The sequence below is a fragment of the Pseudonocardia xinjiangensis genome, assembly GCF_050948425.1.
In the GTDB taxonomy this organism is placed as follows: Bacteria; Actinomycetota; Actinomycetes; order Mycobacteriales; family Pseudonocardiaceae; genus Pseudonocardia; species Pseudonocardia xinjiangensis.
This window is the reverse complement of sequence record NZ_CP192009.1, coordinates 7,442,448-7,458,820: the sequence shown is the minus strand read 5'-3', so window position 1 is coordinate 7,458,820 and position 16,373 is coordinate 7,442,448. Positions and strand designations below refer to the sequence as shown.

Below are 16,373 nucleotides of genomic sequence, written 5' to 3'. Positions count from 1 at the left end.
CCGCGTCACGGGGAGATGTTCGGGATTCCGGCCGAGGTGAAGTTCCACTTCGCGATCCCGCTCGGCTACCCGCTCGGCTACCCGGTCGGCAACTTCGGCCCGACGAAACGCCGGCCGACCTGGGAGACCAGCTACCTCAACCGCTGGGAGGGCGCCGGGGAGGCCCGGGGCGGTCCCGCCTCGTGACGCACGCCGGCTCGGAGGTGACGCACGCCGGCTCGGAGGTCACGTCAGCCGTACCCCGGTGACGTCCAGCGTGATCGGCACCCAGGACCGGTCGGGGGTGCGGTCCTCGTTGCGGATGTGGATCCGGCGGGCCGTGGTGACCACGACCCCGTCGAACGTGCCGTGTGCGGTGTCGTAGTGCGCCGTGGGTGAGCCGCCGTTGACGTCGGGCTGGTAGTCGATCCGGCGCTGTAGGCCTGCATCGTCGAAGTAGTACAGCTGGGTGGTGTTGTGCAGGTCGAGCGTGGCGGGGAAGGTCACGCTGAGGCCGCGCCAGCGCTCACCGTCCTCGATCCACGGCTCGATCTCCGCGGTCTCGACGCCGGGGTAGGTGAAGAGGTACGGCTCGACCAGGTAGCTCCAGGTCGCGTACGCCCGGAAGTAGCCGGCCTGCGCGACGTTCCATCGGCTGTCGGGGGTGTACCCGTCGAAGCTCGCCCGCGGGTTGTAGAGCGTCTCGTGCCGGCCGTCCGGGCACGAGACGGTGAGGGTGTCCGCATCCCGGTCGAACTCGATGACGCGGCCCGAGGGCTGCTGAAGGATCACGTGTTCCCGGTGGACGTCGGCGATGACGTGGTCGGTGCCGAGGAAGTCGGGCACGCCTTTGTACTCCCAGAAGGGGCCGCCGTAGGTGACGTCGGCCTCGATGACGGTGGCGTCCTGCCATGGGGTCGGCCCGCCGTGGGCGTCGATGACGTGGTCGAGCAAGGTGGTCACGGTGTCGTCCTCGTACTGAGTGCGTTGGGTGGTTGGGTGATGGTGGCGGGGCTCACCGGACGCGTCGGCGTTGTCACGCTCCTATAGTCATTCCGGTGGGTGTCGCCAGGCCGCCCGAACCCGGCCAGGAAGCCCACCAATCCCGCCACGGAGGTGAGATGGCGCCGCCCCTGCACCGCGTCGGGATCCTCCTGTTCGACGGCGTCAAGATGCTCGATGTCGCCGGACCGGCCGAGGTGTTCGCCGAGGCCAACCACGGCGGGGGCAACTACCAGGTGACGACGGTCTCGGTCACGGGCAAGCCGGCCATGTCGTCGATCGGCGTGCCCATCTCCGTCACCGGGTCCGCCCAGGACGCTCGTTTTGACACGGTGCTCGTGGCAGGCGGCGGCTTCCCGAAGCAGCCGGTGACTCCTGAGCACGTCGACATCGCCACCGGAATGAGCCGCGGCGCGAGACGGACCGGGTCGGTGTGCACGGGTGCCTTCGTCCTCGCCGAAGCCGGGCTGCTGGCCGGCAAGCGGGCCACCACGCACTGGGCGTTGGCCGCTGAGCTCGCTCGCCGCTACCCCGACGTCTCCGTCCAACCCGACGCCATCTGGATCAAGGACGGCAGCACGTACAGCTCGGGTGGAGTCGCCGCCGGGATCGATCTGGCACTGGCTCTCGTCGAGGAGGATCACGGCCCACAGTTGACGCGCTCGGTGGCCCGTGCCCTCGTCGTCTACATGAAGCGCCCGGGTGGCCAGTCCCAGTTCTCCGCGTCGCTGCAAGGTCCTCCGCCGCGCACTCCCGCGATCCGGCTGGTGGCGGAGAAGGTTGCCGCCGACCCGAGCGTCGAGTGGAGCCTGGCGGCGCTGGCGGCGGTGGCGCGAGTCAGTGCCCGCCACCTCACCCGCATGTTCCGCGAGGAGCTGGACACGACACCCGCGCGGTACGTGGAACGCATCCGCTTCGACCTGGCCCGCTCCCATCTCGACAGCGGCATGAACGCCACCCAGGCGGCACTGCGCGCCGGTTTCCCCAGCTACGAGTCGTTCCGGCGGGTGTTCGTCAGGCGGCTCGGAGTTTCGCCGGCCCGCTACCAGCAGCGCTTCACCACCACCGCCCGCAACGATGCCGAGCTCGTCTCGGCCGAGGCCTCCTGGCTGGACGAGTTAAGTTCTAGCTGTAATGCCCAGCGGGGTTGTTGACCCGGCTGATGAGTGGGTGGCCGCCGAGCACGGTGTGGCCGCGGTGGGCTTTCTCGATCTGCTGTGCCTCCGCCGGCGAGGTGCGGCGGGGAATGTGGCGTGCGCGGCCGGTGAGTCCGGCAGGTCCTTCGGCCCGCAAGCGGCACCACCATTCGTAGCCGGTCGCGCGGGACACGCCGAGCTCGACGGCGACATTCGTAACGGGGCGATCGGAGGGTACGCACTCGACCAGCAGCATGTGCCTGTTAAAGGCCAGAACGGGCATTTCGGTGGGCCATGAGACCTCCGGGCGGGTGGCGAGCGTCGACAACTCACGCCTCGAGGAGGCCTCCCCCTGTTCAAGTCGCCAAGTAGACGCTGGTCGTAGCGCTTCCGCTGGTCGCTGCTGCGGACGACCCTCTTCACCGCCACGAGCGCTGAACGGCGGTTGACCTGCGACGACGAACATCAATTCGAACATGTGTTCGAGTATGATGGAGGGGTGTCGGACAGCCCGCTCACCACCGCGCATCGCCTCCTGGTGGAGGCGATCGACGCGCTGGCCGCGGCCGCTGAATCCGGTGCCACCGACGACGACCTGCTGTCCGTGCTCACCCTGTGCGAAGGCACCAGCAGGCGGCTGGACCGGGTCGTCGTTGCCACCGTGGCCACCCTGGAACGGCGCGGGACGTTCGCCGAGCGCGGCTACACGTCCACCTCGGCGGCGTTGGGGGATCTGCTCGGATGGGAACGGTTCGAGGCCCGCCAGCGGGTGGTCGCCGCCGAACAGGTCTGCCCACGGGTCGGACTCGACGGCACCGCGCTACCCGCGAAGCTGCCTGCCACCGCCGCGGTGTTCGCCGCCGGGCAGACCGGGCTGCGCCACGTCGCGGTGATCGCCCGCGTGCTCGCCAGCCCGGCCGCAGAAAGGCTCACCCCAGATGTGTGGGCCGGCGCTGAAGCCCAACTGGCGGAGAAGGCCGCCGTCTACACCCCATCCGAACTACAGGCCTGGGGCACCGCTCTCGTGGAGGCCCTCGATGAGGACGGCGCCGAGCCCGATGACCGGCCGCCCGCCCCGGTCAACGAGTTGCACGTGCTGCGTCACCGCGGGAAGGCGGGCGGCACGGTGAAGGGCCGGTTCGATGATGCGGCCATGTTCGATGCCATCGCCACCGTGATCGACGCCCACGCCCGACCGGTCACCGGTGATGAGCACCGCGGCCTCGCGCAACGTCAGGCCGACGCCCTCGCCGACGTGTGCGGGTATGTGCTCGACCACGGTGATGTGCCCGAGTGCGGCGGGCGGCGCCCGCACCTGAGCGTGTTGGTTCGGCTGGAGGATCTGGAGAACCGGGCCCGCGCCGCGTGTTTGGACTTCGGCGGGACGTTGTCGCCGGAGTCGTTGCGGATGCTGGCCTGTGACGCGAGGGTCGTGCCTGTCGTGCTCAACGGAAAGGGCCAGCCGCTCGACGTCGGGCGGGTCACCCGCACCATCCCCGACGGGCTGCGCCGCGCGATCGCCGCGCGTGACCGGGGGTGCGCCGGGTGCGGGCGGCCGCCGTCGTGGTGCGAGGTCCACCACATCACGGCTTGGCAGGACGGTGGCGACACGGCCCTGCACAACTGCGTCATGCTCTGCCGGGCCTGTCACCGGCTGCAGCACCACTCCGACTGGGAAGTCCGCATCCGCGACGGGCTACCCGAGCTGATCCCACCCGCCTGGATCGACGCCCAGCGAAGACCCCGCCGACAACCACTCCTGCACCTCGCCGCATAAGAGGTCGCGAAGAGAGGCGCGGTCGGCTGAGCCTCTGTGATCACTGGGGGGCACCTGTGCCCGCGCTGCGACCCTGACCGGCGACAGCCAGGCCGACACGCCGGCAACAACGCTCATGGGCATTACACCTAGCCGGGCCCGGTGTGGGTTCGCATCTGGATCATCTTCTCGCTCCCGTGTGCGCTATCCGGCTGTGGCGTGGCCCCGACGGCTCCTCCGCGGGCCCGCTGCGGTGGCCGTTCGCGGAGCCGGAGGGGTGGTGCAGGCCCAGTGCCGGCGGCGTGGCCGGGACAGGCGGGCGGAACGCGGCGGAACGGCCGCGCTGGGCCGGCAGCGGAGCCCGCGGGTGGTCGGGTGGCGGGGCGAGCAGCGGCGGTTGCGCGGGCTGGGGCCGGGGTGACGGCCGGGGCGCCGGTGTCGGGGTGTGTGCGGTGCGGATCGGGGGCGCCGCGGCCGGCTGCGGGGGGTGGCCCGTGGCACGGTGCCGGCCGCTCGGGGTGACCTGATCGGCCCGGCCGGCGGGGCGAACCACGGGAAGCCTGGTGGTGGGGGGTGTCGGGTCGTACCCGGGCGCGCGGGGCGCCACGGCCGGGAGCGGACCGGTCCTGCCGACGGTCTTGACGGGCCGCGCCGGGAGGACGCGGGTGAGCCGCGTGGTCACCGACGTGCTGTCCGGGGCGGCCCACTGCGGCCGGCCCGCAAGGATGCCGGCGGCGGCCGGTACCGCCGGGGAGCCCGCTGCCGCGTGGACCGGCGGTGCGCCCGCGGCGGCTGCGGGCCCGTGGTGGTCGGGGTGGTGCAGCTCGTAGAGCCGCGTGTAGCCGGGATGCTGCCCCAGGAGTTGCTGATGGGTGCCCGCGCCGGTGATCGCGCCGTCCTCGAGGAAGAGGATCTGGTCGGCGTCGGTCACGGTGAGCAGGTTGTGGGAGATGATGATCGTCGTCCGGCCACTCATCAGCCTGCGCATCGGCTCGAGCACCCGCTGGGTCGACTCGGCGTCGAGACCGGTGGTCGGTTCGTCGAGCAGCAGCACGGGGGAGTCGCGGATCATCGCCCGGGCGATGGCGAGGCGCTGGCGCTGACCACCCGAGAGCATCCGGCCGCGCTGCCCGATCCGGGTGTCGTAGCCCTCCGGCAGTGCGGTGATGAAGCCGTGCGCGTCCGCGGCGGTCGCGGCGTCGACGATCTCCTCGTCGGTGGCGTCGGCTTTGCCGTACCGGATGTTGTCGGCGACGGTCCCGTCGAACACGAGGGTTTCCTGCAGGACCGCGGTGACGTTGCGCCGCAGGTCACTCAGCGACAGGTCCCGCAGATCGCGCCCGTCGAGGGTGATCCGGCCGCTGTCGGGGTCGTAGAAACGCAGCATCAGCTTGGTCAGCGTGGTCTTGCCGGCACCGCTCGCCCCGACGATCGCCACCTTGGCGCCGGGCGGGACCCGATAGCTGATCCCGCGCAGGACCGCCTTGTCGGTTCCCGGGTAGCGGAACTCGACGCCCTCGAAACGGACGTCGCCTGCGGCGCGGGTCAACGGGCGGGGGTACTCGGGCTCGATGACGCCGGGCTGTTCGTCGAGGACCTCGATGATGCGCTCGGCGCTGGCGCTCGCCGAGTAGATCGAGTTCCACAGGTTGCCGAAGCCACTGATCGGCCCGTAGAGCTGGGTGAGGTAGGCGACGAAGACGAGCAGCCCACCGAGGGTGATCCGGTTGTTGGCCAGCTCCCACACCGCGATGCCGACGACCAGCAACACGCCGATGGTCTCGAGCAGGCTGCTGAACGGGGAGAACAGCGCTTCGAGCCGGGTGGCGGTCATCTGGGCCCGGAAGCTGCCCAGGTTCTCCTCACGGAACCGGTGCACCTCGTGGTCCTGGCGGTCGTAGGCCTGGACCAGCGCGACGTTGCTCAGCGTCTCCTCGGCGACCGCGGTGATCGAACCCGAGCGGCGCCGCCGTTCCCGTGAGGCGTCCTTGAGGCGCCGGGAGAACGTCCGCGCCAGCAGGAGGAACCCCGGCGCGGCGACGAACGCGGCGAGCGCCAGCTGCCAGTTCAGATAGAACATGGCGACGATGTAGAAGCCGATCTGGAACGTGTAGGTCAGGGCCACGTTCACGCCGGTCAGGACCATCGACTCGATCGAGCCGACGTCACTGGTCAGGCGGGACAGGACGTCACCGAGCTGGTTCTTCTCGAAGTACCCGAGCGACAACCGCTGCATGTGCTCGAAGAGGCGAACTCGCAGGTTCAGGACGAATCGCTCGCCGACCCACGCCGACATGTACTGATCGGTGAAGTTCAGCAGCCCTTCGAGCAGGGTGATGCCCAGATACGCGCCGGCCACCGTGGGGAACAGCCGATAGTCGTGCGGGGTCAGCACGTCGTCGACCAGGATCTTGAACAGCCAGATGCCGACCGTCGCCAGCGCCGGGCCGGCCGCGGCCAGCAGCAGGCTCAGCACCATCCGCCCGCGGAACGGGCGCGTCTCGGGCCAGAACCGGCGGAAGATGACCCGGACCTTGAGCCGGGGGGCCTGCTCGACCAGCGACGTCGCGCCCCCGGCAGCGTCGTCGTCCGCCGGCTCGGCCTCGGCTACCGCACCAGCGGAGTGGGCGTCGGCCGCCACGGCTGTCATGAAGAACCCCCTTTGCCACCACGGCCCCACCCGCGCGTCGCGGGTGGGGCCGTGTGTTGTTCAGAAGCTCAGCCGCAGTGGCTGCTGGACTTCTTGTCCCACTGGTGGTGGCTGCTGTGCTTGTGGTGCCAGCTCACCGGGCGGTGGTCCTTGTCGTCGTGGTGGTGGTGGTCGTGGCGCGACTTCGGGGCGTCCTTGCAGGACTTGCCGTGGTCCCGGCCGAATCCGATTCCGATGCCGATATGCATGTTGTCCCTTTCTGGGTTTACCTCGGGGAGCGAGGCCCTTGAGCAACCTCGGGGGGCGAGGTTACAGACGGCCTATCGAGGCCCTCCATGGAGGTGTTTCCAAGATTCTCCCGCATTCCCCTGATCAGCGCAGCCATACCGTGGAAAACAGATCAAACTGGGCAGAAAGCCAGGTATCGGAATCAGTAAGAATCGGGCTAAACCGTGCGTACGGGCGCCGCGATGGGGCCGCTGGACGGTGGTTGCTCTGATCGGGTGAAGCGGCCTCGGGTCGTCCGGGTCGCACCCGGCCGGCGGGGCGGGCCCGCACCGCCGAGTTCCCGGCCTACCTCCGGGGAAGCGACGACAGGATCTTGACGACGAGGGCGTCGGTCAACCCCAGCCGCGGCGTGTTCTCCCGCGCCCGCGCGACGATCTGTCGCGGGCTCAGCCCCATGTCGTGGTAGAGCCGGACGACCTTCTCCTGCTCCGGGGTCCAGGGACGCCGCTGCCGTGCCGGCCGTGCACGTCGCTGATCCGGCACCCGGGGACCGGGCGCGGCAGGAGCGGGACGGGTGTTCGGCGGCCGGTAGTCCAGGCCCACGCCGGTGTCCTTCTTCGTGAACTCCCCGGACTCGCCCCGGCGGCGGATCTCGTCGGCGTCGGCGACCACGAAGGCCTCCGCGCTCTTGTTCACCCCGACGGCGGTGATCGTGAGACCACGGTGATAAAGCGCCTGGCACGATTCCTTGGTGCAGTAGCGGTAGCCGAGCTCCGCCCGCTCTCCGGGTAGCTCGGCACCGCAACCGATGCACGTCAAAGTTGCGGACGTATTGCTCACCTCCGCTTGGTGAAACGCCGCAGCGAGGTGGGCTGTTCCGCGGGCGACTGGGGAATGGTCGGGTGATCTTTTGTGCGGGTTTCCGGGCGGGCCGGGGAAGAATGCGTGCCGCGGGCGCCGGCTGCCCCGGGGCAGGTCGGACTACTGATACCCGTCCTCGGGTGTCACCGGGCAGCGGGAGGCTGTGCAGATGAGAGTCGAGTCGGTGACGCGTCCCCCGGAGGCGTTTCAGCGGTCGGTGAGTGCAGAGCAGATCACCGCCATGGCCCAGCGGGCGTTCGGGCCGCACGCACCCGTCGTGTCGGCCGTCGAACTGGGAAACGGGATGTACAACAACACCTACCGCGTCGAGTCGGCCGGCCAGGCACCGGTGATACTCCGGGTGGCGCCGGAACCGGGTCGGCAGAACCGCATCGAGCGGGAGTTGATGCGCAACGAGCACGCGAGCCTGCCGTACTTCGCCCCGATCGCGCACATGATGCCGCGCACGCTCGCCGTCGACTTCACCCACGACCTGATCGGTCGCGACTACCTGTTCCAGACGATGCTTCCCGGCGTGCCGGCGGCAGACGGCCTGGCCGCCTACCCGCGTGCGCGGTGGACGTCCTACTTCCGCCAGATGGGCTCGATCGCCCGCCGGGTCCACTCCGTGCGCGGGCCCCGGTTCGGCCCCGTGGCCGGGCCCGGCTTCAGCACCTGGAGCGCCGCGGTGATCGCCTGCCTGGAGGACACCGCAGCCGACCTCGACGACGCGGGCCTCGACGCGACCGACGTCCGTGCGGTAACCGAGGCTGCTGCCCGGGACAGGGCGGTGCTCGACGAGATCGTCGAACCCCGCCTGCTGCACGGTGACCTGTGGACCGTCAACGTCATGCTCGACCCCACCGCCACCGAGCCAACGATCTCCGGAGTGTTCGACCACGACCGGGCCTCCTGGGGCGACCCGGAGGCGGACTGGACCGTCCACATGGCCGGGCAGCGGCCCGGCGCCGAGCGCGACACCTTCTGGGAGTCCTACGGGACACTGTCACCGACCCCTGAGGGTGCACTGCGCCGGCTCTTCTACCGGGCACGGCACATCGGCGCGATCCGGCTGGAGTGCCACCGGCTCGGGAGGTTCGATGACGTGCCACGCACCTATGACGGCATGCGGCTCGTGCTCGACGGGCTGCACGCCTGACGGTGCCGCGCTCTCAGGCGCCCAGGTGGGTCACGGTCGGTTCTCCGTGGCGGAAGGCGAGGCCGGGGAGGTGGACGGCGAACCGCTGCTGCCCGGGCCGGAGGTCGTGGCAGCGTCCGGGACGGTGCCGCCGGGGGTCGGGCTGACCGGGCCGGGCGGCGTCGTCTGGCCGGAGTGAGAGCGGCGCCAGAGAACCCGGCCACGGGTGTCGGCGATGTCGCCGGTGGAGGTCGCGTCCTTCCTGCCCAACGTCCGCCACGCGAAGCTCCTGACGGCGAGTGCCCCCTCGCCTGCCGCGTCCCAGCCGCGTTCCCGCAACCGCTTGGCCTCGGGCCCGTGTGCGTACTCGACCGCCTGCCGGCGCAGCTTCTCCAACTGCCGGCGTCCTTCGGGCTGACCGGCGTAGTACCCGATCCCGGCCGCGATCACGTGGCTGATCAATCCCATGACGTCCTCCTGGTAGTCGTGCCGACATGACACCGACGGGGGCGAGCTCGCCGACTCGACTCCTCGTCGCAACCGGCCCGGTGTGCGCCGGACGCCGCTGGTACGGGGTACCCGATCGTGGTGGCGCTACGCGTCGGCGGCGTCACCGGTGTGCGGGAAGTCCGCTCGGAGGTGTGGCGGACGAGGACGCCGAGCGCGCACCGGTTCAGTCCCGATCATGAACCGGTGCGCGCTCGGGCGGGCTACTTGACGGCGATGATGTCGACCGTGCGGATGTCGGGATCGCCGGCCAGCAGGTCCGGTCCGACCTGGGCGAGGGCCTTCGGGATCTCGCCGCCCAGGTGGGCCTGCCGGGCCTCCTCGGCCTCGAAGGTGTCGAAGATCCCGAAGGTGTTCTCGTCGATCCGGAACGCGTACCAGGTGACGGTCCCCTCCTCGGCGACGGCGATCGCTCGGCCCTGCTCGAGGAAGGCGCCCAGCTCCTCCGCCTTTCCCGGTTTGGCCTCGAGCCGGGCGAGCAGTCCGACGTGGACGGTCATGGTGTCTCCCTGGGGTTCGGTGGTCCGGGCGCGCCCCGGAGCTCACTTAGTGGAATGTATACTCCAAAACGGCGTTCATGCCTGCGGCGAACGGGCCGGCCGTCACGGAGCCAGTGCGACGAGGCAGAGGTCGACGACGGTGTCGACGTAGGCGGCGTCCACGGGTTCGCCCGAGACCAGCAGCCGGTAGTGCAGCGGGGCGAAGACGAGGTCCAGCGCCGTGTCCGGGTCGACGTCGGCGCGCACCACCCCGGCCTGCTGCGCGTCGCGCAACGCCTGCCTGACGGGTGCGCGGCGTGGCTCGAACCACTGCTCCGCCAGGGCGCGGGCCAGGTCCGGGTCGGTCTGCGCCGCGCCGATCAGCTCCCGCAGCCTGCGCCCGCCGGGGCCGTCGACATACAGCGTGACGAACCCGTGGGCGAAGCCGCGCAGCCGGGAGGGGAAGTCGCCGTCCCCGGCGGGGAAGGGGCCGATGCTCACCTTGTCGAGGAAGGCCTCGAACACCACTGCAGCCTTCGAGGGCCACCACCGGTACAGCGTCTGGCGGCCCACGCCCGCCCGGGCGGCGATGCCGCCCATGGTGATCGCCTGGTACCCGCCTTCCTCCAGGAGGGCGAAGGCGGCGTCGAGGATGGCGCGCCAGGACTCCTGGCTGCGCCGGGTGGGGTCGGCGGGCATGGATGGCGACTCTACCGACACGAGACGAGACGACTCGTCTTGACGCGCGTCGCACCGAGTGCTTCTCTGGAGAGACGAGATGACTCGTCTCGCCATATGGGGAGGATCCGGATCATGTCCAGTCCTGCTCGTCGGGCCTTCACTGTCGAGCGCCGGGGACGATGGCGGCTGCGCACGCCCGACGGCGCTCCGTTCCTCTCCGTCGGCGTCGTCCACGCCGACGACACCAACCTGCGCTACCCGCACAACATCGACATCCATCGGGAGCGGTACGGGGGATCGAGGCGGCGCTGGCTGCACGAGGGCCTGGTCCCGGAGATGACGTCATGGGGCTTCAACACCGTGGGCTGGACCTCCGAGTACGTCAGCGGCTCCGGCCTCGCCACGGACGGGGGCGTCGTCGACCTGGGCCACTCGGACGGCCTGGCGCCCGACGAGCTCGCGGGGGCCGGCGTTCCGTACACGCTGTCGCTGCGTGTGGCCGAGATCGAGCACTGGAACGGCGCGCCCGCGTACCGCGATCCGCGCACGCCCGCGTTCGCCCAGTGGTGCGACCACCTGGCCAGGACGCTGTGCCGTCCGGACGACCCGAACCTTCTCGGGTACTTCCTCGTCGACGTACCCGGCTGGGGTCGCCATCCCGCGGGCGACGGCTACCCGGCCGCCGAGCTCCCGGCCATGGCCGAGGCTTACTACCGCGTCGCCAGCCAGGCGATCCGGCGCCACGACCCCCACCACCTGATCCTGGGTGACCGTTACGGCACCCGCGCCGCGGTGCCCGAACCGGTGCTCGACGCGATGGCGCCGTACGTGGACGTGCTGTCGGTGCAGACGTTCCCCGGCCCCGGTCCCGGGAGTCTCGATGCGGCGCTGGAACGGATCGGCCGCTGGCACGAGCGCACCACCCGCCCTGTCCTGATCGCCGACACGGGCAACTGGTGTCCCACCATCATGAGCCCTGACCGCACGGGTTCCGCCCGTGACCAGCGCGAACGCGGTGCGGGCTACGTCGCGGCGGCCGAGGCGTTCGCGGCGCTGCCGTGGTGTCTGGGGTGGCACTGGTGCAGCTGGGTGGAGAACCCGCACCGCGGCTTCGGGTTGAAGGACCCCTGGGACGAGCCGTACCGGGATCTCACCGACGTGGTGGCGGAGACGAACCATCGGCTGACCGGGCTGGTGCGCGAACAGGCGGGCGAACCCGTCTGAGCCTGCTACCGGACGGTCATCGAGGCGATGTGGTCGATCACCGTGTCCAGCCCGGCCTCCAACGCGGAGGTGTCCCTGCGGACCTGGGTGAGCAGCAGGCCGCCCTGCAGGGCCACCAGCAGTGCCGTGGCCAGGCGTTCGGGATTCGCGTCGGACGGCAGGTCGCCGCGGTCGCGCATCGCCTGGATCCCGGCCCGGATGGCTGCCTCCCACCTGTCGAACCCGGTGGCGAGAGCGGCGCGAGCCTCCGGATCGACCTCGGCGAGCTCACCCGCGAGCGAGCCGATCGGGCAGCCGCCTTCGTAGTGGCGCTCCCGCTGGAAGCCGACCAGGAGATCGCGCCACTGCCGCAGCGCCGTCACGCTGTCCAGCCGGCCGAGCAGGGGCTGCTGGGCGCCGAGCACCGCATCGGTCTGGCAGGTGATCACCGCGCGGATCAGCGCCCGCTTGTCGCGGAAGTAGTGGTAGATCTGCGAGCTGCTGACCCCTGCTGTGGCCTGCACGTCCTCGAGGCTCGTGCCGGCGACGCCCCGCTCGAACATCAGGCCGGCCGCGGTGGTGACGATCCGCTCGCGGGTTGCTCGTCCCTTCCGGGTCAGCCGTGGCTCCGGCGTTATGTCCCCCTCGGTACTCACCGGACCCATCCTACCTTTCTGGAGGTGGCGCTCCACTCCGGACAGTGCTACAAAGTGGAGTAACTACTCCATTATTGTCGGTGTCACCGCCGACCCCGGAAGGACCACGATGACCTCCACCGACCACGCCCTCGCTGCCCGCATCGCCGAGCTGGAGGCGAGCCTCGACGGCAAGCTGCCGGCCGGGGCGCGGGCGGCTTTCGCCGCCGAGCGCGAGCAGCTCGACGCTGCCGGCCTACCCGCCGGGATCGCCGGCGTCGGCACGCCGATGCCTGATGCGCCGCTGCTCGACGTCCACGGCGACCCGACCACCCTGGCGGAGGCGATCGGCGACGGGTCCGCCGTGGTGGTCTTCTACCGCGGCGCCTGGTGCCCGTACTGCAACCTCGCGCTGCGGACCTACGAGCAGGAGCTGCTTCCCGCGCTCCGCGAGCGCGGGGTGAGACTGGTCGCGATCAGCCCGCAGCGTCCGGACGGCTCGCTGACCGTGCAGGAGACCAACGAGCTCAGCTACCCCGTCCTCTCCGATCCCGGCAACCGGATCGCCACCGAGCTGGGGATCCTCGCCCCCGTGCACGACGGCGCACATGCGGCCCAGGTCGAGCTCGGGCTGGACGTGGCCGCCGCTAACGCCGACGGCACGGCGACACTGCCGATGCCGACCGTCGTGGTGGTCGACCGGGGGCGTGTCGCGTGGATCGACGTGCACCCGAACTACGCCACCCGGACGGAGTCGGCCGACATCCTCGCTGCGGTGTCGGCCACCGTGGCCGCCACCGGAACGTGATCGCGGAGGGCGCCGCCGGGGGCCGTCGATGAGCGCGCCCGTGTTCGACGCGGCACTCCGTGGAGCACCCACCTTCCTGGTGGACAGCGACGGTCGCGTGGCCGGCCTCGCTGTCCACCGGTGGCGCCGCCCCGCCGACGGCGACGATGCGTGGCTGCTCGACCGCTGCGCCGGGCCCGTCGTCGACCTGGGCTGCGGACCGGGCCGGTTGCTGGTCGCGCTGGCGGAGCGGGGGATCCCGGCGCTCGGGGTGGACCACTCTCCCGTCGCGCAGGCCCACTGCCGCAGGCGCCGGGTGGCGATGGTGCGCCGCGACCTGTTCGCGGCCCTCCCCGACGAGGGCCGCTGGTGGCACGTCCTGCTCGCCGACGGCAACATCGGCATCGGGGGCGATCCCGCCTCGTTGCTGACCCGCGCGGCTCGCCTGCTGCGTCCCGGCGGCACTCTGCTGGTGGAGACCCATCCCGAGCCGGAGCGGGCCTGGTCCGGGACGGTTCGCGTGTGTTCGGCCGGCCGGCTCGGTCCGGCCGTCCCCTGGGCGGCGGTCGGCTCCGCGGCGCTGCGCAGGCTGGGCCGGTCGCTCGGGCTGCGCGAGGGACCGGGCCGGGACGGGCGTCGCTGCTTCGTCGAGCTGACGGCCGGCTGATGACGCCGTTCGCTCCCGCCGATGTGGCGGACCGTGGGACGGCGAGCGAGCGCCCCTTGTGGCTTTCTTACCGACCTGTCGCTCGACCGGTTACGGGCGTCGGCCGCCGTAGGGTCTGGAGCGCCCACACCACTCACCGGAGGATCCGATGACACGCCCCGAGGTCCGCCCGCGTCCACGCGAGAGAACGGCGCCGCCGATGCCCCGGTTCCGCAGCCCTCTACGTGGCCCCTGGCTGACCTCGGTGTTCGGAGCCGTGCTGCTCGCGGCGCTGCCCCTCGTCGTGATCACCGGCCTGCTCGACTACGTCGCCTACGGCGCCGGGCAGAGCATCCCCGGCGACGTCGGGTGGCTGCACCTTCCCGCCTTCGACTGGCCCACGCGCCCGTCGTGGCTGTTCCGGCTGACCCAGGGGCTGCACGTCGGGCTCGGGCTCATCGTCGTCCCGGTCGTCCTGGCCAAGCTGTGGTCGGTCATCCCCAAGCTGTTCGAGTGGCCCCCGGCCCGCACGCCCGCGAAGCTGCTCGAGCGCGCCTCGCTGCTGCTGCTCGTCGGCAGCATCCTCTTCGAGATCGTCACCGGGCTGCTCAACATCCAGTACGACTACGTGTTCGGTTTCAGCTTCTACACCGGGCACTACCTGGGGGCGTGGGTCTTCATCGCCGCGTTCGTCGCCCACGTCGCCCTCAAGCTGCCCACGATGCTCCGGTCCCTGCGCACCCGGTCCCTGCGCGCCGAGCTGCGGACCCCGCTCGCGGAGACCCGCCCCGAGGAGCCCGACGGTGAGATCGGGCTGGTCCCGACCGACCCCGCCCCACCCACGATGAGCCGCAGGGGAGCGCTCGCCCTCGTCGGTGGCGGCGTGGTGTTCGTCGCTGCGCTCACGGCCGGGCAGACGATCGGCGGCCCGCTCCGCCCCCTCGCGCTGCTGCTTCCGCGCAGCCGGACGCCGGGCGGCGAACCCGCCAACAACTACCCGGTGAACCGCACCGCCGCTGCGGCCACGATCGACCCCGCCGCAACCGGTGCGGCGTGGCGGCTGGATCTGACCGGCGGCCCCGCGGCACAGCGGCTCGACCGGGCGATGCTGCTCGCCGGCTCCGAGTCGTTGCCGCTGCACACCGCCACCCTTCCGATCGCCTGCGTCGAGGGCTGGTCGACCGTCCAGACCTGGACGGGGGTGCGGCTTCGTGACCTCGCCGCGCTCGCCGGCGTCCCGAACCCGGGTTCGGCTTTCGTCGACTCGCTCGACCCCGGCCCGTTCGGCCGGGTCACGCTGACGGGCGGCCAGGTCGTCGACCCGGACGCGTTGCTGGCCCTGCAGGTCAACGGCGCCGATCTCAGCCCGGACCACGGCTTCCCGGCCCGGGTCATCGTCCCCGCTCTGCCCGGCGTGCACTGCACGAAGTGGGTCCGTTCGATCAACTTCCGGGCCGCGTGATGGGCACGTTCATCAGCCGCTACGGCGCTCGGCCCGCGCACCTGGCGCTGCTGCTGGTCTCCTTCGCCGTCGCCGCCTACGCCGCGTCGTTCCTGCTCGGTGACCCGGCGCTGCTCACCGTGCTCGTCTGGTTCGTCGGCGCCGCGGTGGTCCACGACCTGGTGCTGTTCCCGCTGTACGCGGCGGCCGACGGCTTCCTCACCGCGACTGTCGCCCGGCTGCCGCGCCCGCGCGTCCCGGTCATCAACCACATCCGGATCCCGGCGCTGGGCGCGGGCCTGACCCTGCTGATGTTCCTGCCGGGCATCATCCGCCAGGGCGGGGTGACGCACATGGCGGCCACCGGCCTGGACCAGCAGCCGTACCTGGGCCGCTGGCTCTGGCTGGTGGTGGTGCTGTTCGCCGTCTCCGCGGTGGTCTACGGGGTGCGGCTGCTGCTCGCCCGGCGGAGCACGGGTGACCTTCCGGCCAGGGCCGGCGCGACGTGACGGCCGGAACATCGGCCGCTGCCGGAGTGTTGTTCCCAGAGCGTCCGTCGGGTGGACTGCGCCGTGGAACTCGGGAACCGGGACACGAGTTGACGGGAAAGACGAGCGTCGGACGAACGACGCCGACAGACACAGCTATGACGAGCGGCTGTTCGAGACCGAGGAGGCCACACGGTGGCAACTGAGACGGCGATTCTGGCTGGCGGCTGCTTCTGGGGAGCGCAGGAGTTGCTGCGCAAGCGCCCAGGAGTGATCTCGACGCGAGTCGGTTACTCCGGCGGCGACACCCCGAACGCCACCTACCGCAACCACGGCGACCACGCCGAGGCGGTCGAGGTCGTCTTCGACCCCGACGTGATCTCGTTCCGGGACGTGCTGGAGTTCTTCTTCCAGATCCATGATCCGTCGACGAAGAACCGTCAGGGCAACGACGTGGGCCGCAGCTACCGCTCCGCGATCTTCTACACGAGCGAGGAGCAGAAGCGCGTCGCCCTCGACACGATCGCGGATGTCGACGCGTCGGGCCTGTGGCCCGGCAAGGTTGTCACCGAGGTGGCCGCGGCCGGGCCGTTCTGGGTGGCCGAAGAGGACCACCAGGACTACCTGCAGAAGTACCCCAACGGTTACACCTGCCACTTCGTGCGGCCCGACTGGAAGCTCCCGCACCGCCAGGTGCAGTCGGCCCGGTAGGGCCCCGTATCGGCGCGCTGAGGCCCGCCGCGTACTAGCCTGCAG

19 protein-coding genes are annotated in these 16,373 nt (G+C 71.1%); 10 read left to right on the top strand and 9 right to left on the bottom strand.

The genetic code is table 11. The annotated features are described in order from the left end of the window. The first annotated feature begins 15 nt into the window (after positions 1 to 15). A complete protein-coding gene (locus tag ACQPZA_RS35230; protein WP_433276682.1) occupies positions 16 to 186 on the top strand; it encodes a hypothetical protein in 171 nt (56 codons plus the stop codon). Positions 187 to 225: 39 nt separating this feature from the next. On the opposite strand, the gene ACQPZA_RS35225 is transcribed toward ACQPZA_RS35230, so the two are convergent. Continuing rightward, positions 226 to 942 (bottom strand): hypothetical protein, encoded by a 717-nt coding sequence (locus ACQPZA_RS35225; RefSeq protein ID WP_433276681.1) that lies wholly within the window; start codon positions 940 to 942, stop codon positions 226 to 228. A gap of 158 nt (positions 943 to 1,100) precedes the next feature. Between ACQPZA_RS35225 and ACQPZA_RS35220 the strand changes: the two genes are divergently transcribed. Beyond that, complete coding sequence (locus ACQPZA_RS35220; protein WP_433276678.1) at positions 1,101 to 2,135, top strand: GlxA family transcriptional regulator; 1,035 nt, start codon at positions 1,101 to 1,103, stop codon at positions 2,133 to 2,135. Here ACQPZA_RS35220 and ACQPZA_RS35215 read toward each other — a convergent pair. Next, positions 2,107 to 2,595, bottom strand: coding sequence for a helix-turn-helix domain-containing protein (locus tag ACQPZA_RS35215; protein WP_433276676.1), 489 nt, complete (start codon positions 2,593 to 2,595; stop codon positions 2,107 to 2,109). The genes ACQPZA_RS35220 and ACQPZA_RS35215 overlap by 29 nt on opposite strands. A 21-nt stretch (positions 2,596 to 2,616) precedes the next feature. Between ACQPZA_RS35215 and ACQPZA_RS35210 the strand changes: the two genes are divergently transcribed. Further along, positions 2,617 to 3,894 carry a DUF222 domain-containing protein gene (locus ACQPZA_RS35210; RefSeq protein WP_433276674.1) on the top strand — a complete coding sequence of 426 codons (1,278 nt, stop codon included), beginning with the start codon at positions 2,617 to 2,619 and terminating at the stop codon, positions 3,892 to 3,894. 160 nt (positions 3,895 to 4,054) lie between these two features. On the opposite strand, the gene ACQPZA_RS35205 is transcribed toward ACQPZA_RS35210, so the two are convergent. The 3 genes from ACQPZA_RS35205 to ACQPZA_RS35195 all read right to left on the bottom strand — a co-directional run bounded on the left by ACQPZA_RS35205 (position 4,055) and on the right by ACQPZA_RS35195 (position 7,591). After that, entirely contained in the window at positions 4,055 to 6,523 is a 2,469-nt protein-coding gene (locus ACQPZA_RS35205) for an ABC transporter transmembrane domain-containing protein (protein ID WP_433276672.1), read from the bottom strand. A 68-nt stretch (positions 6,524 to 6,591) separates the two neighbouring features. Next, positions 6,592 to 6,771 carry a hypothetical protein gene (locus tag ACQPZA_RS35200; RefSeq protein WP_169394896.1) on the bottom strand — a complete coding sequence of 60 codons (180 nt, stop codon included), beginning with the start codon at positions 6,769 to 6,771 and terminating at the stop codon, positions 6,592 to 6,594. Positions 6,772 to 7,096: 325 nt separating this feature from the next. Further along, positions 7,097 to 7,591 (bottom strand): hypothetical protein, encoded by a 495-nt coding sequence (locus ACQPZA_RS35195; RefSeq protein ID WP_433276670.1) that lies wholly within the window; start codon positions 7,589 to 7,591, stop codon positions 7,097 to 7,099. 238 nt (positions 7,592 to 7,829) lie between these two features. On the opposite strand from ACQPZA_RS35195, the gene ACQPZA_RS35190 reads away from it, so the two are divergent. Further along, positions 7,830 to 8,771: a phosphotransferase family protein gene (locus ACQPZA_RS35190; protein WP_433276667.1), complete on the top strand. Its 942-nt coding sequence runs from the start codon at positions 7,830 to 7,832 to the stop codon at positions 8,769 to 8,771. A gap of 30 nt (positions 8,772 to 8,801) precedes the next feature. On the opposite strand, the gene ACQPZA_RS35185 is transcribed toward ACQPZA_RS35190, so the two are convergent. The 3 genes from ACQPZA_RS35185 to ACQPZA_RS35175 form a co-directional block, all read right to left on the bottom strand. Then, the gene (locus tag ACQPZA_RS35185; protein ID WP_433276665.1) at positions 8,802 to 9,218 is read right to left on the bottom strand and encodes a hypothetical protein; all 417 of its coding nucleotides are present in this window, start codon (positions 9,216 to 9,218) and stop codon (positions 8,802 to 8,804) included. A 242-nt stretch (positions 9,219 to 9,460) separates the two neighbouring features. Beyond that, positions 9,461 to 9,757, bottom strand: a complete 297-nt coding sequence (locus ACQPZA_RS35180; RefSeq protein ID WP_169394900.1) for a putative quinol monooxygenase — start codon at positions 9,755 to 9,757, stop codon at positions 9,461 to 9,463. 102 nt (positions 9,758 to 9,859) lie between these two features. Next, entirely contained in the window at positions 9,860 to 10,435 is a 576-nt protein-coding gene (locus tag ACQPZA_RS35175) for a TetR/AcrR family transcriptional regulator (protein WP_433276662.1), read from the bottom strand. A gap of 114 nt (positions 10,436 to 10,549) precedes the next feature. Between ACQPZA_RS35175 and ACQPZA_RS35170 the strand changes: the two genes are divergently transcribed. Then, entirely contained in the window at positions 10,550 to 11,641 is a 1,092-nt protein-coding gene (locus tag ACQPZA_RS35170; protein ID WP_433276660.1) for an agarase, read from the top strand. A gap of 5 nt (positions 11,642 to 11,646) precedes the next feature. Here ACQPZA_RS35170 and ACQPZA_RS35165 read toward each other — a convergent pair whose 3' ends face one another. Next, the gene (locus ACQPZA_RS35165; RefSeq protein ID WP_433276658.1) at positions 11,647 to 12,285 is read right to left on the bottom strand and encodes a TetR/AcrR family transcriptional regulator; all 639 of its coding nucleotides are present in this window, start codon (positions 12,283 to 12,285) and stop codon (positions 11,647 to 11,649) included. 100 nt (positions 12,286 to 12,385) lie between these two features. Between ACQPZA_RS35165 and ACQPZA_RS35160 the strand changes: the two genes are divergently transcribed. The 5 genes from ACQPZA_RS35160 to msrA all read left to right on the top strand — a co-directional run bounded on the left by ACQPZA_RS35160 (position 12,386) and on the right by msrA (position 16,328). Next, entirely contained in the window at positions 12,386 to 13,063 is a 678-nt protein-coding gene (locus tag ACQPZA_RS35160) for a peroxiredoxin-like family protein (RefSeq protein WP_433276656.1), read from the top strand. Between the two features lie 28 nt (positions 13,064 to 13,091). After that, complete coding sequence (locus ACQPZA_RS35155) at positions 13,092 to 13,709, top strand: class I SAM-dependent methyltransferase (RefSeq protein WP_433276654.1); 618 nt, start codon at positions 13,092 to 13,094, stop codon at positions 13,707 to 13,709. 199 nt (positions 13,710 to 13,908) lie between these two features. Continuing rightward, positions 13,909 to 15,150: a molybdopterin-dependent oxidoreductase gene (locus tag ACQPZA_RS35150; protein WP_433276652.1), complete on the top strand. Its 1,242-nt coding sequence runs from the start codon at positions 13,909 to 13,911 to the stop codon at positions 15,148 to 15,150. Continuing rightward, entirely contained in the window at positions 15,117 to 15,638 is a 522-nt protein-coding gene (locus ACQPZA_RS35145; protein ID WP_433276650.1) for a hypothetical protein, read from the top strand. The genes ACQPZA_RS35150 and ACQPZA_RS35145 overlap by 34 nt, the downstream gene beginning before the upstream one ends. A gap of 174 nt (positions 15,639 to 15,812) precedes the next feature. Further along, positions 15,813 to 16,328, top strand: coding sequence for a peptide-methionine (S)-S-oxide reductase MsrA (gene msrA / locus ACQPZA_RS35140; protein ID WP_433276648.1), 516 nt, complete (start codon positions 15,813 to 15,815; stop codon positions 16,326 to 16,328). The last annotated feature ends 45 nt before the right edge of the window (positions 16,329 to 16,373 follow it).

Excerpts from the sequence above, each read along its gene's own strand:
- ACQPZA_RS35230 (WP_433276682.1), top strand. The coding sequence starts at position 16 with ATGTTCGGGATTCCGGCCGAGGTGAAGTTCCACTTCGCGATCCCGCTC.
- ACQPZA_RS35220 (WP_433276678.1), top strand. The coding sequence starts at position 1,101 with ATGGCGCCGCCCCTGCACCGCGTCGGGATCCTCCTGTTCGACGGCGTC.
- ACQPZA_RS35215 (WP_433276676.1), bottom strand. The coding sequence starts at position 2,595 with ATGTTCGAATTGATGTTCGTCGTCGCAGGTCAACCGCCGTTCAGCGCT.
- ACQPZA_RS35205 (WP_433276672.1), bottom strand. The coding sequence starts at position 6,523 with ATGACAGCCGTGGCGGCCGACGCCCACTCCGCTGGTGCGGTAGCCGAG.
- ACQPZA_RS35200 (WP_169394896.1), bottom strand. The coding sequence starts at position 6,771 with ATGCATATCGGCATCGGAATCGGATTCGGCCGGGACCACGGCAAGTCC.
- ACQPZA_RS35185 (WP_433276665.1), bottom strand. The coding sequence starts at position 9,218 with ATGGGATTGATCAGCCACGTGATCGCGGCCGGGATCGGGTACTACGCC.
- ACQPZA_RS35180 (WP_169394900.1), bottom strand. The coding sequence starts at position 9,757 with ATGACCGTCCACGTCGGACTGCTCGCCCGGCTCGAGGCCAAACCGGGA.
- ACQPZA_RS35175 (WP_433276662.1), bottom strand. The coding sequence starts at position 10,435 with ATGCCCGCCGACCCCACCCGGCGCAGCCAGGAGTCCTGGCGCGCCATC.
- ACQPZA_RS35170 (WP_433276660.1), top strand. The coding sequence starts at position 10,550 with ATGTCCAGTCCTGCTCGTCGGGCCTTCACTGTCGAGCGCCGGGGACGA.
- ACQPZA_RS35165 (WP_433276658.1), bottom strand. The coding sequence starts at position 12,285 with ATGGGTCCGGTGAGTACCGAGGGGGACATAACGCCGGAGCCACGGCTG.
- ACQPZA_RS35160 (WP_433276656.1), top strand. The coding sequence starts at position 12,386 with ATGACCTCCACCGACCACGCCCTCGCTGCCCGCATCGCCGAGCTGGAG.
- ACQPZA_RS35155 (WP_433276654.1), top strand. The coding sequence starts at position 13,092 with ATGAGCGCGCCCGTGTTCGACGCGGCACTCCGTGGAGCACCCACCTTC.
- ACQPZA_RS35150 (WP_433276652.1), top strand. The coding sequence starts at position 13,909 with ATGCCCCGGTTCCGCAGCCCTCTACGTGGCCCCTGGCTGACCTCGGTG.